The 14,913-nt window shown below is 64.0% G+C and carries 14 protein-coding genes; 9 read left to right on the plus strand and 5 right to left on the minus strand.

Annotated features, from left to right (window positions below):
- Positions 1–40 precede the first annotated feature (40 nt).
- Positions 41–361 carry a YnfA family protein gene (locus tag NCT05_RS16850; protein WP_008353867.1) on the plus strand — a complete coding sequence of 107 codons (321 nt, stop codon included), beginning with the start codon at positions 41–43 and terminating at the stop codon, positions 359–361.
- Between the two features lie 6 nt (positions 362–367).
- On the opposite strand, the gene NCT05_RS16855 is transcribed toward NCT05_RS16850, so the two are convergent.
- On the minus strand, positions 368–1,390 hold the full coding sequence (locus tag NCT05_RS16855) for a DUF2891 domain-containing protein (protein WP_250502753.1): 1,023 nt from the start codon (positions 1,388–1,390) through the stop codon (positions 368–370).
- Positions 1,391–1,770: 380 nt separating this feature from the next.
- Here NCT05_RS16855 and NCT05_RS16860 point away from each other — a divergent pair, with 380 nt between their 5' ends.
- Both NCT05_RS16860 and NCT05_RS16865 read left to right on the plus strand, forming a co-directional pair.
- Positions 1,771–3,066: an MFS family transporter gene (locus NCT05_RS16860; protein WP_008353864.1), complete on the plus strand. Its 1,296-nt coding sequence runs from the start codon at positions 1,771–1,773 to the stop codon at positions 3,064–3,066.
- A gap of 234 nt (positions 3,067–3,300) precedes the next feature.
- Positions 3,301–3,972: a hypothetical protein gene (locus NCT05_RS16865; RefSeq protein WP_033536103.1), complete on the plus strand. Its 672-nt coding sequence runs from the start codon at positions 3,301–3,303 to the stop codon at positions 3,970–3,972.
- An 8-nt stretch (positions 3,973–3,980) separates the two neighbouring features.
- Here NCT05_RS16865 and NCT05_RS16870 read toward each other — a convergent pair whose 3' ends face one another.
- Both NCT05_RS16870 and NCT05_RS16875 read right to left on the minus strand, forming a co-directional pair.
- Positions 3,981–4,142 (minus strand): hypothetical protein, encoded by a 162-nt coding sequence (locus NCT05_RS16870; protein ID WP_008353861.1) that lies wholly within the window; start codon positions 4,140–4,142, stop codon positions 3,981–3,983.
- 62 nt (positions 4,143–4,204) lie between these two features.
- On the minus strand, positions 4,205–5,227 hold the full coding sequence (locus tag NCT05_RS16875) for an AraC family transcriptional regulator (protein ID WP_502800879.1): 1,023 nt from the start codon (positions 5,225–5,227) through the stop codon (positions 4,205–4,207).
- 186 nt (positions 5,228–5,413) lie between these two features.
- On the opposite strand from NCT05_RS16875, the gene NCT05_RS16880 reads away from it, so the two are divergent.
- The 4 genes from NCT05_RS16880 to NCT05_RS16895 all read left to right on the plus strand — a co-directional run bounded on the left by NCT05_RS16880 (position 5,414) and on the right by NCT05_RS16895 (position 10,213).
- Entirely contained in the window at positions 5,414–6,547 is a 1,134-nt protein-coding gene (locus tag NCT05_RS16880; RefSeq protein WP_250502764.1) for an acyl-CoA dehydrogenase family protein, read from the plus strand.
- Positions 6,548–6,561: 14 nt separating this feature from the next.
- The gene (locus NCT05_RS16885) at positions 6,562–8,268 is read left to right on the plus strand and encodes an AMP-binding protein (protein ID WP_250502755.1); all 1,707 of its coding nucleotides are present in this window, start codon (positions 6,562–6,564) and stop codon (positions 8,266–8,268) included.
- 8 nt (positions 8,269–8,276) lie between these two features.
- On the plus strand, positions 8,277–9,389 hold the full coding sequence (locus tag NCT05_RS16890; protein WP_175983068.1) for an enoyl-CoA hydratase/isomerase family protein: 1,113 nt from the start codon (positions 8,277–8,279) through the stop codon (positions 9,387–9,389).
- 113 nt (positions 9,390–9,502) lie between these two features.
- Positions 9,503–10,213, plus strand: coding sequence for a hypothetical protein (locus tag NCT05_RS16895; RefSeq protein ID WP_008353855.1), 711 nt, complete (start codon positions 9,503–9,505; stop codon positions 10,211–10,213).
- A gap of 88 nt (positions 10,214–10,301) precedes the next feature.
- Here the strand turns inward: NCT05_RS16895 and NCT05_RS16900 are convergent, their stop codons facing one another.
- Together NCT05_RS16900 and ydiK are read right to left on the minus strand one after the other, a co-directional pair.
- Complete coding sequence (locus tag NCT05_RS16900) at positions 10,302–10,844, minus strand: DUF6572 domain-containing protein (RefSeq protein WP_008353854.1); 543 nt, start codon at positions 10,842–10,844, stop codon at positions 10,302–10,304.
- 191 nt (positions 10,845–11,035) lie between these two features.
- On the minus strand, positions 11,036–12,208 hold the full coding sequence (gene ydiK / locus NCT05_RS16905) for an AI-2E family transporter YdiK (protein ID WP_250502756.1): 1,173 nt from the start codon (positions 12,206–12,208) through the stop codon (positions 11,036–11,038).
- 342 nt (positions 12,209–12,550) lie between these two features.
- Here ydiK and NCT05_RS16910 point away from each other — a divergent pair, with 342 nt between their 5' ends.
- Positions 12,551–14,290, plus strand: coding sequence for a pyrroloquinoline quinone-dependent dehydrogenase (locus NCT05_RS16910; RefSeq protein ID WP_250502757.1), 1,740 nt, complete (start codon positions 12,551–12,553; stop codon positions 14,288–14,290).
- On the plus strand, positions 14,290–14,913 hold the full coding sequence (locus tag NCT05_RS16915) for a c-type cytochrome (RefSeq protein ID WP_250502758.1): 624 nt from the start codon (positions 14,290–14,292) through the stop codon (positions 14,911–14,913). The genes NCT05_RS16910 and NCT05_RS16915 overlap by 1 nt, the downstream gene beginning before the upstream one ends.

The following is a 14,913-nucleotide window of genomic DNA, read 5'->3' on the forward strand; positions in this document are numbered from 1 at the left end:
CGGACCACGCAACGTCTCGCGAACGCCGATAATGCGCCTCATGAAAACGTTCGCGCTCTATGTCGTCACCGCCATCGCCGAGATCGCCGGCTGCTATTTCCCTCATCGATGGCTCAAGGAGGGCGGCTCGCCGTGGCTCGTCGTGCCCGGCGCGCTGTCGCTCGCGCTGTTCGCGTGGCTGCTCACGCTGCACGCCGCGGCGGCGGGGCGCGTCTACGCGGCGTATGGCGGCGTGTATATCGGCGTGGCGATCGCGTGGCTATGGGCCGTCGAGCGCATCCGGCCGACGGCGTGGGATGTCGCGGGCGCGGCGATCGCGCTCATCGGCATGGGCGTGATCGCGTTCCAGCCGCGCGTCTAGAACCGCTCAGGCTTCCAGCGCCAGCAGCGCGAACGTCGCGAGCCAGTGCTCGCCCATGTAATCGCCCGCGACATGCGCAATGCCCGACGCCAGATGTTCGTGCGCCGCCGTCTCGAGCACGGCGATACGCGCATCGCCCGCCGGCAGCGCGCGTGCGATCGTGCGCTGACACCACGCGCGCGAGAGGTTCAGGCCGTCGAGATGCGCGAGCTTGCCGTCGCTGCGATCGGTGACGGTGGCCGGCGCGAAGAGCGTCGCGGGTTCTCGCTCGGCGATGCGCGGCAGAAACCGGTCGAACCAGCCGACGAAGCGCTCGCCCGGCAGCACATGACGCATCAGCACGGCTTCCATCAGCGACGGCGACAGGAACTCGTCGCCCGCCGGTTCCCACGCCTGACAGCCTTCGTCCTTCTCGAACCAGCGCAGGGCGGTTTCCTTCAGCAGATGCTCAAAATCGGCGTTCTGCGCGACGCGCGCGTAACCGATCGAAAGCGTCAAGGCGAACGCCATGTTGAAGTGCGTGCCGACGCGAAGCGGATACGTCGATTTCGGCAGGAATTCCTCGAAGCGTGCGACGAATGCGTCCGCGAGCGGCTGGAGCGTGCGGGCCCAGCGCGCGCCGTCGTCGGAACGCATCGAGCGCAGCTGGCCTGCGAGCGCGAGCAGCCACGCCCAGCCATAAGGCCGCTCGAAGCCGCGCGCGGCGGGACGCTGCAGATAAGCGACTTCAGCGGCGACGTTAGCCTCGGTGACATGCTCGTCGATCACGGCGCGAATGCGCGGCGCGTCCGGCAGATCCGGAAAGCGGTCGATCAGCCGAGCGATCAGCCAGTAACCGTGCACGCACGAATGCCAGTCGAAGCTGCCGTAGAAAATCGGATGCAGCGCGCGCGGGCTTTGCACGTCGGCAACGCTTGCCATGACGTGATCGAGCTTGTTGGGATATTCGCGCGTCAGGTGGCCGAGCGCGACTTGCGCGAATGTCGACGCGAGCGCGGCGTCGAGAATGATCGGTTGATGCTGACTCATGCAGTCCTCGTCGATGTGAATCGTGATCCCGAGACTTTATCGATAAATAATCGTCAAAATCTTTAATCAGGGTAATTACCTAGTACGAACGATCGAGGCAAAGACGATTTATGTCGAAAGCGTTGAACGATGCCGTCGCAAGGGCGGCAAATGCTTTTGCGGCAAGCCTGAGCGGTTGGGGCGGTCATCGGTGAACGCGATGCGGGCGCGTCCTTGCGCGAATTTTCCTACTCCGTCCGGCCGTGTTTCGCGCGCCACGATCGCGCGCCGGTTGCGAAACCGCGTATAAACTTGCGCCCGAACGCCGCCAAGAGCGCCCGGATCGGGGATGAAACCCCGACATACGCCATCCAGACAGTGACCAAGAGATCAGAAACAACATGACCGACCTTCCCGCTTACACCGCAGAGGACACCCGGCGCCGCGTTTTCGCCATCGTCGGCGCCTCGTCGGGCAACCTCGTCGAATGGTTCGACTTCTATATCTACTCGTTCCTCGCGCTGTACTTTTCGGCGGCGTTCTTTCCCGGCGGCAATCCGACGGTTCAGTTGCTGAACACGGCGGGCGTGTTCGCGGCGGGCTTCCTGATGCGCCCGATCGGCGGGTGGCTCTTCGGCCGCATCGCCGACAAGCACGGCCGCCGCAACGCGATGATGATCTCCGTCCTGATGATGTGCGGCGGCTCGCTCGTCATCACCTTCCTGCCGACGTACGCGTCGATCGGCGCGTGGGCGCCGTTCCTGCTGCTGATCGCGCGCCTGTTCCAGGGCTTGTCGGTGGGCGGCGAATACGGCACCAGCGCGACGTACATGAGTGAAGTCGCGCTGCGCGGCCGGCGCGGCTTCTTCGCGTCGTTCCAGTACGTGACGCTGATCGGCGGCCAGCTCGCCGCGCTGCTCGTGCTCGTGATCCTGCAACTGTTCCTGTCGACGGAAGAGCTGAAGGCGTGGGGCTGGCGCATTCCGTTTTTCATCGGCGCGTGCGCGGCGCTGATCTCGCTGTACCTGCGCCGTTCGCTCGACGAAACGTCGACCGCCGAGACGCGCGATCGCAAGGAAGCGGGCACGCTCGCCGGCCTGATGCAGCACAAGGCCGCGTTCATGACAGTCGTCGGCTTCACGGCGGGCGGCTCGCTCATCTTCTACACGTTCACGACCTACATGCAGAAGTATCTGGTCAACACGGCGGGCATGCACGCGAAGACCGCCAGCAACGTGATGACCGCCGCGCTCTTCGTCTACATGCTGCTGCAGCCGCTGTTCGGCGCGCTGTCGGACCGCATTGGCCGCCGCGCCTCGATGCTTTGCTTCGGCGCGCTCGCGACCATTTGCACGGTGCCGCTGCTGCACGCGCTCTCCACGGTGACGAGCCCGGTCATGGCGTTCGTGCTGGTCGTGATCGCGCTCGCGATCGTGAGCTTCTACACGTCGATCAGCGGTCTCATCAAGGCGGAAATGTTCCCGCCGGAAGTGCGCGCGCTGGGCGTCGGCCTGTCGTACGCGGTCGCCAACGCGGTGTTCGGCGGCTCGGCGGAGTATGTGGCGCTGTGGCTGAAATCGGCGGGCAGCGAATCGACGTTCTTCTGGTATGTCACGGCGATGTGCGCCATTTCGCTCATCGTCTCCTGGCGCATGCTCGATCCGAGCAAGGAAGGGTATCTGCGCAACGAACCGTAAGCCGGCCGGCGGCGTGCGCGTCGTGTCGCACGCCCGCATCGGCGCGGACGCCGTTGTCCGCCCGGCTTGCCGATGAAGGTAGTATGGTGTTTTATGCGGTATGTAGACGACGCACCGGCCACGGTGCACGATGTTGATCGGAAAGCGCGGGAACCGGATACGCATGCGCGCAGCGCCGCCGCGCGCAAATCCGATGTGCACGTTCGGGCGCGTCGGACTGCCTGGAGCCTGTTCATGGAAGATTTCGACGAAACGCTGTTCATAGTCTGGCGAGCCAACCTCAATGTCCTGGTCGGCTCGCCGGGCGGCGCTGGCCGCCTCGCGCGCATGATGAACTTCTCGCCGACGTTCATGAAGCTGATCGTCGGCGGTCAGCGCGATTTCAACGAGGAATTCGTACGCGGCATCGAGCTCGTGACCGGCCTGCCGCCGCACTGGATGGACGAGCGCCGCACGCTGGACGAGATTCCGCCCGACGTCCTGCGCGCGATCGACGAGGAAACGCCGATGGCCGTGTTCCGCGGCACGGCCCATCCCGCGCCGAAGCGTTCCGTGTTGCGCGGCCCGGAACCGCTGCTTTCCCAGACCGAAGCGACGCGCCGTGTCGCCGATCAGGCCCAGCAACAGGCCGAAGCCAACCGCCGCGATCTGGTTTTTCGGAAGAATCGCGAGCTGCTGTCGCAGGACTTACGCCGCCTGGAGCGCCAGCTCGGCTTGCTGCAGGTCGAATCGATGCAGCCGAAGGTCGATGAACTCATCGCGTCCGATCGCATGAGCGAGTCGGCGAAGGCCGATCTGACCGGGCGTCTCGAACAGATCGACAAGCACGTCAAGCTGTTACATCAGCACGTCGAGAAGCTCGTGGTGCTGCTCTCGAGTCCGGATGAGCCCGACTCGGGCGAATAACCGAACGACTACTTGTTTTTCCGGTCTTCAGGCGATTCCGGCTCCGGATGCACCGCGATCGGATCGCTTGCGGGGAAGGTCTCTTCCAGCGCCTCGTCGAGCAAATCCTCTTCGGTTTCCTTCTTCGGTTGTTCCTGCTTCGAACGTTCATCCCGGCTGGCTTTGGTCATGGTGCGCTCCAAGGTGCGAAATCATGGACGATTCAATATAGCAGCCTCGATGTTCGCGCGCTTCAGCTCTCCCGCCGGTAATCCGCGGGGCGCACGCCCGTCCACTTCCTGAATGCGCGCCGGAACGCGCTCGGTTCCGCGAAGCCGAGCGCATCGGCGATTTGCGGAATCGTCTCCTGCGTATGCGCAAGACGCGCGATGGCCAGATCGCGCCGCAATGCGTCCTTGATCGTCTGATAGGTCAGCCCTTCCTGCTTCAGACGCCGCCGCAGCGTGGCTTCGGCCATATGCAGCGCGGCCGCGATGCTTTCGGCTTCCGGCCAGTCCGTCGGCGCGGTTTGCCGAAGACGCGTCCGGATGCGCGCCGCGAGCGAATCCGGATTGCGATACTTCACGATGAAATTCGCCGGCGCATCGCGCAGGAAGCGCTTGAGCGTGGCGGACGTCTGCACGATCGGCAGCGCCGCGCATTCGGCCGACAGGTCGACGAACGAGCGCGTCGCGTCGAAACGCAGGTCGTTGCAGAACATGAGGCGATATTCGTCGCTGTCGGCGGGCTCGGGGCAGCGCATGTGCGCCGCGAGCACCGGAATGCGCCGCCCGACCAGCCAGCACAAGAGCCCATACACGAGGATGAAGCCCGTCGCGTAGGCGAACATCGACTTCGGTCCGGCTTTGTCGGCGAGCCAGATTCGCACGCGCTTGTCGTTGATGTCCGGCTCGAAGCTCAGATCGTCGAGCACGAGCCGCATGAAAGTCGCGATGCGCCCGAGCGCCTGCGCGCCGTCGCGCGAGGAAAGCGCCGCGTGGCATAGCAGCACGAAGCTGCCGCGCCGCATCGGATGGGCGTCCTGGCCGAAGAACTCGTCGTCGAGCGCGTCGGCGGTGGCGTTCCACAGCTTGCCGTACTGGACCGGCGACACCCGCGCGCGCGGCGAATCGAGCGTCGCCGGCGCGATGCCCGCCGCGGCCAGCAAATGCCCGCGCGCGACGCCGCGCGATTCGGCGCATCGCAATGCGGCTTCGACGAGGCTCACGGAAATCGAGTCGCGCTCGATCTTTTTTTTGGTACTTGGGGTTGTCACTAGGTGGCCAAAGCGCTCAGTTAGCGTGATCGTTTTGGGCATCGGCTAACGTTAGGCGATTGCCTAGACTCGTGCTCAGACGGCCCAGCCGCCCATCATCGACCGGGCGAGCGGCGGCCAGAAAGTTTAAACGATCGATGCGGCGAGCCTCGCCGCGCAAGCCCCCATCACCGAATTCAGAACATGATCGACGCATTTCTCACCGAAGAGCAACGCATGATCCGCGACGCGGCTCGCCAGTTCGCAACCGAAGCGCTCGCGCCGAACGCGGGCCAGTGGGACAAGGACGGCGCGATCCCCGACGCAGTCGTGCGGCAACTGGGCGAACTCGGCCTGCTCGGGATGATCGTGCCCGCCGAACTCGGCGGCACCTTCAGCGACTACACCGCCTACGCACTCGCGATGGAAGAGATCGCCGCCGGCTGCGCGTCCTGCGCGACGATGATGAGCGTGCACAACTCGGTCGGCTGCGGGCCGATCCTCGCGTACGGCACCGACGCGCAGAAGGCCGAATGGCTGCCGAAGCTCGCGAGCGGCGAGGTTATCGGCGCGTTCTGCCTGACGGAGCCGCAGGCGGGCTCCGAAGCGAACAACCTGCGCGTGCGCGCCGTCGAGAAAGACGGCAAGTGGGTCATTTCCGGCAGCAAGCAGTTCGTGACGAACGGCAAGCGCGCGGGCGTGGCGATCGTTTTCGCCGTGACCGATCCCGATCAGGGCAAGCGCGGCCTCTCTGCGTTCATCGTGCCGACGGACACGCCCGGCTTCAACGTCGGCGCGCCGGAGCACAAGCTCGGCATCCGCGCGTCGGATACGTGTCCGATCAACTTCGACGATTGCGCGATTCCCGCCGCGAATCTGCTCGGCAAGCGCGGCGAGGGCTTGAAGATCGCGCTGTCGAATCTGGAAGGCGGGCGCATCGGCATTGCGGCGCAGGCGCTCGGCATCGCGCGCGCGGCATTCGATGCGGCGCGCGCCTATGCGAAGGAGCGCGTGCAGTTCGGCAAGCCGATTCAGGAACATCAGTCGGTGGCCAACATGCTCGCCGACATGCAAACGCAGATCAACGCCGCGCGCCTCTTGATTCATCACGCGGCGCGCATGCGTACCGAAGGCGTGCCGTGTCTGTCGGAGGCGTCGCAGGCGAAGCTGTATGCGTCGGAAATGGCGGAGCGCGTGTGTTCGGACGCGATCCAGATTCACGGCGGATACGGCTATCTGCAGGATTATCCGGTGGAGCGTCATTATCGCGATGCACGCATCACGCAGATTTACGAAGGCACCAGCGAAGTGCAGCGGATGGTGATCGCGCGCAACGTATAAATCTTGGAGACGCAATGAACGAAGCCCAGGCATTCATCGAAGCACGAGACTTCCTGTTTGCTCATCGCACGGACTACGACACCGCGTATCGCGACTTCAGATGGCCGTCGCTCGATCGCTTCAACTGGGCGCTCGATTATTTCGATCCGATGGCGCGCGGCAACGACGCGCCTGCGTTGCAGATCGTCGGCGAAAGCGGCGACGAGACACGGCTTTCGTTTGCGCAGATGAGCGAGCGTTCCGCGCGCGTCGCGAATCATTTGCGGGGGCTGAACGTGAAACGCGGCGAGCGCATTCTGCTGATGCTGCCGAATCGCGTCGAGCTATGGGACACGATGCTCGCCGCGATGAAGCTGGGCGCGATCGTCCTGCCCGCGACGACGCAGCTTGCGAGCGCGGATTTGCGCGACCGCATCGCGCTAGGCGGCGTGCAGCATGTGATCGTCGATGCAGCCGAAACGAGGAAATTCGATGTCATCGACGTACCGGGCTTGCGCATCGCGGTGGACGGCGCGCAGGACGGCTGGCTCGCGTATGAAGCCGCGTACGACGCATCGGCGGAATTCGCCAAGGACGGCGAAACGTCCGCGAACGATCCGTATCTGCTGTACTTCACGTCCGGCACGACGTCGAAGCCGAAGCTCGTCGCGCATACGCATCAGAGTTATCCGGTCGGGCATCTCTCGACGATGTACTGGATCGGCCTGCAACCCGGCGACGTCCACTGGAACATCAGCTCGCCCGGCTGGGCGAAACACGCGTGGAGCTGCTTCTTCGCGCCGTGGAACGCGCAGGCGTGCGTGTTCATCTACAACTTCAGCCGTTTCGATGCCGCCCGCGCGCTCGATGTGCTCGTGAAGCACGAAGTCACGACGCTGTGCGCGCCGCCGACCGTGTGGCGCATGCTCGTGCAGGAGCCACTCGCGTCGTACGAGGTGAAGCTGCGCGAGATCGTCGGGGCGGGCGAGCCGCTGAATCCGGAGATCATCGAGCGCGTGCAGCATGCGTGGGGATTGCCGATCCGCGACGGCTACGGCCAGACCGAAACCACCGCGCAGATTGCCAACACGCCGGGCCAGCGGCTCGTGCCGGGCTCGATGGGCCGTCCGCTGCCGGGTTATCGCGTGGCCTTGCTCGATCCGGATGGCAATCCTGCCGAAGAAGGCGAAATCGCGCTCGCGCTCGATCCGCCGCCGCTCGGCCTGATGACCGGTTACGCCGATAACCCCAAGGCCACCGAAAACGCGATGCGAGGCGGCTTCTATCGCACATCCGATGTCGCCGCGCGTGGCGCGGACGGCTACTTCGTCTACGTCGGCCGCGCGGATGACGTGTTCAAGTCGTCGGATTACCGCTTGAGCCCGTTCGAGCTGGAAAGCGTGCTGATCGAGCACGAAGCGATCGCCGAGGCGGCTGTCGTGCCGAGTCCCGATCCGCTGCGTCTTTCGGTGCCGAAGGCGTTCGTCACGCTGCGTCACGGCTATTCGATCGGACCCGAACTCGCGAAAAGCGTGTTCGCGTTCTCGCGCGAACGGCTCGCGCCGTACAAGCGCATCCGCCGGCTCGAATTCGCGGAATTGCCGAAGACCATCTCCGGCAAGATTCGCCGCGTCGATTTGCGCCGGCAGGAAATCGCGCGCACGCAGGACGGCGCGCGCGGCGAGTTCGAGTTCTGGGAGGAAGATTTCCCGGAGCTGCGCCAGACCAGCAAGGCCGACTAAAGGAATTCATGAGCACGCTTGAACTTTCACGCGACGCGCCCGAAGTCGCCTTCGAGGTCGTGAACCGCGTGGCGATCGTCACACTCGACCGTCCGCATGCCTTGAACGCGCTCTCGCACGGCATGATCGCGCATCTCGCCGAACGTTTCGCGCAATGCGCCGCGGACGATTCGATCGCCGCGGTCGTCTTGCGCGGCGCGGGAGAGAAGGCGTTTTGCGCGGGCGGCGACGTGCGCAAGCTCTATCACGCGGCGCGCAACGATCCGCATCACGAGACGCCGTGGCTCAAGTTTTTCATCGATGAATATCGGCTCGATTTCACGGTGCATCGCTTTGCGAAGCCGGTTATCGCGCTGATGGACGGCATCGTGATGGGCGGCGGCATGGGCCTCGCGCAAGGCGCGGCGTTGCGCATCGCGACCGAGCGCACGCGCATGGCGATGCCGGAGACGCGCATCGGCCTGTTGCCCGATGTCGGCGCGACGCATTTCCTGCGCGTGCTGCCGCGCGATCTCGCGCTTTACGTCGGGTTGACGGGCGCGCGTCTGTCGGGCGCGGATGCGCGGCGTGTCGGTCTCGCGGACGAATGCGTGCCGTCGACGTGGCTGCGCAGTTTCGTCGAGCGTCTCGAAGCTATCCGCTGGGACGATGCGCAGGACACGATGACGCAAGTGGCGCGCGTGTTCGTGCCGAGCGCGAATATCGAACGGCACGCGCCGCTCGACGATATGCGCGCGCAAATCAAACGCCATTTCGCCGTGTGCGCGACGGGCGGCGTGGAACGCATCGTCGCATCGCTCGCAACGGATGAATCCGACTGGGCGCGCGCGACGCTCGCGCTGCTCGAAAGCCATTCGCCGACGATGCTCGAAGTCACGTATCACGCGCTTTTGCGTGGCCGTCAGATGTCGCTCGCGGACTGCTTTCGCATGGAACTCGGCGTCGTGTACCGCGCGATCGATGACGGCGATTTCGTCGAAGGCGTGCGGGCGCTCATCATCGACAAGGACGAGCGGCCGCGTTTCGCGCCGACGACGCTCGCGCAAGTGCGCGCCGAGCGCGTGCAGCACTTCCTGTCATCGCCGTGGCGCAGGGAAATGCATCCGCTCGCCGATCTGTAGGCGGGACCTCTCGACGGAATTCGCAAGCAAATGTTTCTGCAGCGAACCGTCCAGATGACCGATGGTCGAATCGGGCTTATCGAACATCGGACAATTCTGAGGAGGAACCGAACATGGCGAACCGTACGTATCGAACGGCGCTTCTTTCGGCTGGGATCGCATTTGCGGTAATCGCGCCGGGGGCATCGTACGCACAACTCAATCTTCAACAGTTCGGCTTCGGGAGCGGCAAGTCTGACGTGACGTCGGGCGCGAACGGCGCGACGCAGCCTTCGGCGCTGAATTCGCTTCTGCAAAGCTATGTCGGCGCGAACCAGCAAGTGCTGACCGGGCAGTCGACCCTCGCCTCGGCGATGGGCATGTCGAGCGTCGCGAGCCAGGCGCAATCGGCGGCGGGGTTGCTCTCCGGCGCATCGGGCGGGAACGCCGTTCCGAGCACGAGCGTATTGTCGCAACTCGGCGGCACGCAGCAGAGCGTGTCCCAATCGCTGATGCAGGCATTCACGAACGGCTCCGCGACGCCGCCGACAGCCGCCAGCAAGAAGACCTTCAGCGACGGCCTCGCGTCGCTCGGGCAGGGCGTAAAGCAGTACGCCGGCCTGCAATCGAATCTCGGCTCGGTGACGAATTCGATGAACATGTCGTCGCTGCTGGAGGCGGGTTCGAATCCGTCGACCGTGCAGGCGGCGAGCTATGTGGCGCAATCGGCGCCGGGGCAGTTGCAGTCGCTCATGCAGACGCTCTCGCAAGCGGTGCAGTACGCGAAGACCAATGGCATTTCGGTGCCGTCGATCGCGACAGCGGCGCTGAGCGGCGCGCAGTAACGCGATGTGAAGCGGCGATCACGCGCGCAAAGGAAAAGCGGCGGGGCTCATGCGAGCCACGCCGCTTTTTTCGATCGCGGGAGTTGGTTCAGTAGCTTGCCGCCTGACGCATCGCGAGACGCCTGAGCAGGGGCAGCGCCTGCGGCAGGCCCGATTTGGGCATCGAGGGCGGAAGATACGAAACGTCGGCGACGTCGGCGAGTTGCTGCATGCGCGGGTCGGGATCGAGCACTTCCAGCGCGGGCGGCTCGACCGGTTCGGCTGCGACGCGCTCCGGTTTATCGACGGAAATGCCGAGCGAATGACGCACGTCGACGCCACGGATATGCACCTTGTAACCCGCGTCGGTCACGACGCGTTCGCGCGATTTCCAGAATTCGAGTCCCGACGGCGTCATGGGATGCATCGACACGTATTCGACCACGATCTCATAGCCGCGAACTTTCGGATAATTCAACAGCAATTTGCCTGAACGAATATAACGGATGTAGCGGTCGATCTTCTTTGTGAGCAAATCCTGATGCTTCTCTTCATCGCGCCAGTCCAGATCGTCGAAGAGCCCGACATATACGCGCTTGAAGAGAATATTCACTCCGATGTAATCGATGTCGTCCACGTCACGCAAAGACATGGTCAATCCCCTGCGCCCTCAATCGGGCAAATAACGAAGGATTGCATTGTAACGGATATGCATCGCCCAAAAACCGTGAAACACCGTGTTAACCGGCACAAAATCTCATTTTCGTAAGAGTCCGAATTCTCGATTTAAGCGCATTCCGATTGTCGATAAAAAATGCGACAAATCGAGAATATCTTTATCAATTAACTCTGTCTTCCCGATGTATCCGCGAGACCCCGCGCCGACGGGGTGTCCGCGATTTCCTCGTTACTCATCGCTTCGACTTGCGGCAGCGGCGGTTGCTCGTTGATCCACGCGTTCAGAATCGTCGACGTCACGGCGAGAATCACCGGACCGATGAACAATCCGACTATTCCGAATGCAAACATCCCGCCGAGCACGCCGGAGAGAATCAGCAGCATCGAGAGATTCACGCCGCGCTTGATGAGAATGGGGCGCAGGAAGTTATCGAGCATCGCGATCATGATCGACCACACGAGCAGCATCGAAGCGACGACGGTCGATCCGTTCCAGAAGAGCCATGCAACGCCGCCGAGCAGCGGCAGGAGCGGGCCGATCTGCGCGAGGCAGAGCATCAGCATGACCGCGGTGATGATGCCCGCGGCGGGCACGCCCGCAACCGCAAGCCCGATGCCGCCGAGCGCCGATTGCGTGACCGCCGTCACGACGATGCCGAGCGCGACCGCGCGGATCGCGAGGCCGGCGAGCTTGACGGCTTCGGCGCCGCGCTGCACGGCGATGCGCGTCGCGAAGCGCGTGACGAAGCGGCCGGCCGCCTCGCCGTTCGTGTACAGAATGCCGGAGATGATGACGGTGATCACCATGTGCATGACGAACACGCCGACCACGGCCGCATGCGAAAGCATCCAGCGCGCGACGATCGTCACGTAGGGTTCGAGCTTCGCGAGCAGGCCGCCGGGGCCGGCGTCGGAGAGCATCTGCCATTCCTTCGATACGCGCGCGCCGACGAGCGGCACGTCATGGATCCAGCCCGGCGGCGGCGGCAGCGCGTAGCTCGGCAGACTCTTGACGGCGGCCATGATCTCGCCGCCGTGCTCCGCGAGCGTCGAGATCGCCGAATAGAGCGGCAGCACGATGACGACCAGCAGCATCAGCAGCATGACGGTGGTCGCGATCCAGCGGCGATTGCCGCAGCGGCGCTGCACGGCGAGCATGAGCGGCCAGGTCGCGACGACGATCGTCGTCGCCCAGATGAGTCCCGGCAGGAACGGGCGCAGCACGTAGAGACTGCCGACCGTGAGCGCGGTCAGGATCGTGATGACGAGCAGAATGCGCGCGATGTCCACCGGCTGGCGGGGATTCGGATTCGGCTGTCCGTTGGATAGGATGGGCATGATGCGTCCGGATAAAGGTGATGATCGAAGCGGCGCCCGCGCAAAGGCCACGCGCGTGACGAGGATGAACGAGCGATAAGCGAAAGCCGGCGATCCGGCAAGCCGCTCCCGGCATCGACGGGCGCAATCATAACGGCACGCCAATCCATACTACTAAAAATCGGCGCCCGTCTTCCCCTGAAATACCCTTCGTGCAGCGCGTGCCGAAACGAACGCGCGCCTTTAACGAAATCTGGAAATGCATTTTTAAATTGCCTATTCTTTTTTGCGGGCGCAGAAGAGGGCACGCAATGTTCCGCCGCGCATAACGAGGCCCACACAAGAACGATTTGGGAGACTGACATGGCCGGTTTTTCCCGTACCTCGCTCGTTGCGCTCATTGTTGCCGTCGGTGCTTTCGGGATCGTGACATCGCCCGGAATCGAAGCCGCCGACGAAATCCAGAACGCCAACACGACGCAAGCCTCGCCAGTCCCGAGCTCGCTGCGATCCATCTCGCAGCAGCAGCTCGACGGCGCCGCGGGCGACAGCGCGTCGTGGCTGCATTCGAACGGATCGTATGCCGAAACGCGCTACGCGCCCGCGACGCAGATCAACACGTCGAACGTCGCCAAGCTCAAACCGGCGTTCATCTTCCAGACCGCCGTGATGGAGTCGATGGAAACCGCGCCGATCGTCTCGAACGGTGTGATGTTCCTGACCACGTCCTACAACCACGTCTACGCGATCGACGCGGTCACGGGCAAGGAGTTCTGGCATTACAAGCACAAGATGGGTCCGGTCACGACGTTCTGCTGCGGTCCGAACAATCGCGGCGTGGCGATCTCGGGCGACCGGCTCTTCATGGGCACGCTCGATTCGAAGCTCGTCGCGCTCGATGCGAAGACCGGCAACGTGCTCTGGTCGACGCAGATCGCCGATCCCGAAGAAGGCTATTCGGAGACGATGGCGCCCGTCGTCGTCGAAGACAAGGTGCTGATCGGCACGAACGGCGGCGAGTACGGCATACGCGGCTTCGTGAAGGCGTTCGACGCGAACTCCGGCCAGTTGCTGTGGACGTTCTACACGATTCCCGATACCGGCAGCGAAGGCGTCTGGGCCGAGAACGACGCCGTCGGCCGCAACATGAAGCGCGACATCGCGGCGGAAAAGAAGACGCTCGCGGAGAAGGGCGGCGACTTCAACAAGACGCTCGGCGGCGGCGTGTGGATGGCGCCCGCGATCGATCGCAAGACGCGCACGGTGTACTTCGTGGTCGGCAATCCGTCGCCGGACCTCTACGGCGCGATTCGTCCCGGCGACAATCTCTATACCGATTCGCTCGTCGCCGTCGATCTCGACAGCGGCAAGTACAAGTGGCACTTCCAGTACATCGCGCACGACGTATGGGATCTCGACGCGGCGAGCCCGCCGATTCTCATCGACGTGAAGGACAAGAACGGGCAGATGATTCCGGGCATCATCCACGGCGGCAAGACGGGCTTCGTCTATGTGCACGATCGCCGCGACGGCAAGCTGATTCGCGTCTCCGAAGCGATGATTCCGCAGGAAGGCGTGTGGACACTGCCGACGCCCACCGGCGCGCGGATGCTGCCGGGCGCGAACGGCGGCGTCGAATGGTCGCCGATGGCCTTCAGCCCGAAGACGCGCATGGCGTATGCGGCGAACCTGCATCAGCCGATGACGTATCAGGTCGAGGAAGTCGCGTACCCCGGCGGCAAGCTGTGGCTCGGCGGCGCGTTCAAGGTGATTCCTTCCGAGCAGCAATGGGGCAGGCTCGTTGCGGTGAACGTCGATACCGGCAAGATCGCGTGGGGCTTCAAGACGGATCAGCCGTTGATCGGCGGCGTACTCGCGACGGCGGGCGGGCTCGTCTTCAACGGCGAAGGCAACGGCCTGTTCCGCGCCTTCGACGCCGCCACCGGCCGCAAGCTCTGGGAGTTCCAGTGCGGCGCGGGGGTCAACGCGCCGGCGGTGTCGTACATGGTGAACGGCAAGCAGTACATCGCGGTCGCGGCGGGCGGCAACACGCAGCTCGACTTCAAGCGCGGCAACAGCCTGCTCGTGTTCGCGCTGCCTTGATGATGACGCCTTCGAAGCGATCGAAACGCGTGCGTGTCTGGCTCGTCTACGCGCTGTGGCTCGTCGCGTGTCTGCTGTTGTCGCTGCCGTCGCTCTCGCGCGCCGCGGACGCGCAGACGGCTGCCGCGACGAAGGCCGCCATCTGCACATCGTGCCACGGCATCAACGGCAATTCGACGACGGGCGATTATCCGTCGCTCGCGGGGCAAACGTCGCGCTACATTTATGTGCAATTGCGCGACTTCAAGGCGGGCCGCCGCAGCGATCCGCGGATGTCGCCGATGGCCGCGAATCTCACGCCCGACGACATGCACGTGCTCGCCGATTACTTCGCCGCGCAAAAGCCCATCGCCGCCGATTTCAAGGCGGACCCGGTGAAAGTGGAAGCGGGCAGGAAGAAGTCCGAAGAGATTCTGTGCACGATGTGCCATCTCGGCGGCTTCTCCGGGCAGAACGAGATCCCGCGCGTGGCGGGACAGCAGTATCCGTACATCGTGAAGCAGTTGCAGGACTTCCGCGACCGGAAGCGCACCAACGACGCGGGCAACATGACGAGCGTGTCGAAGAATCTGACCGACGCCGACATCGAGAATCTGGCGAACTACATCGCGAATCTGCAATGA

The sequence above is a fragment of the Caballeronia sp. AZ7_KS35 genome (assembly GCF_023631045.1).
GTDB lineage: Bacteria > Pseudomonadota > Gammaproteobacteria > Burkholderiales > Burkholderiaceae > Caballeronia > Caballeronia zhejiangensis.

Coding starts and splice junctions, on each gene's coding strand:
- ydiK (WP_250502756.1), bottom strand. CDS start 12,208: ATGCCCATCCTATCCAACGGACAGCCGAATCCGAATCCCCGCCAGCCG.
- NCT05_RS16865 (WP_033536103.1), top strand. CDS start 3,301: ATGGAAGATTTCGACGAAACGCTGTTCATAGTCTGGCGAGCCAACCTC.
- NCT05_RS16850 (WP_008353867.1), top strand. CDS start 41: ATGAAAACGTTCGCGCTCTATGTCGTCACCGCCATCGCCGAGATCGCC.
- NCT05_RS16860 (WP_008353864.1), top strand. CDS start 1,771: ATGACCGACCTTCCCGCTTACACCGCAGAGGACACCCGGCGCCGCGTT.
- NCT05_RS16915 (WP_250502758.1), top strand. CDS start 14,290: ATGATGACGCCTTCGAAGCGATCGAAACGCGTGCGTGTCTGGCTCGTC.
- NCT05_RS16870 (WP_008353861.1), bottom strand. CDS start 4,142: ATGACCAAAGCCAGCCGGGATGAACGTTCGAAGCAGGAACAACCGAAG.
- NCT05_RS16885 (WP_250502755.1), top strand. CDS start 6,562: ATGAACGAAGCCCAGGCATTCATCGAAGCACGAGACTTCCTGTTTGCT.
- NCT05_RS16895 (WP_008353855.1), top strand. CDS start 9,503: ATGGCGAACCGTACGTATCGAACGGCGCTTCTTTCGGCTGGGATCGCA.
- NCT05_RS16900 (WP_008353854.1), bottom strand. CDS start 10,844: ATGTCTTTGCGTGACGTGGACGACATCGATTACATCGGAGTGAATATT.
- NCT05_RS16890 (WP_175983068.1), top strand. CDS start 8,277: ATGAGCACGCTTGAACTTTCACGCGACGCGCCCGAAGTCGCCTTCGAG.
- NCT05_RS16910 (WP_250502757.1), top strand. CDS start 12,551: ATGGCCGGTTTTTCCCGTACCTCGCTCGTTGCGCTCATTGTTGCCGTC.
- NCT05_RS16855 (WP_250502753.1), bottom strand. CDS start 1,390: ATGAGTCAGCATCAACCGATCATTCTCGACGCCGCGCTCGCGTCGACA.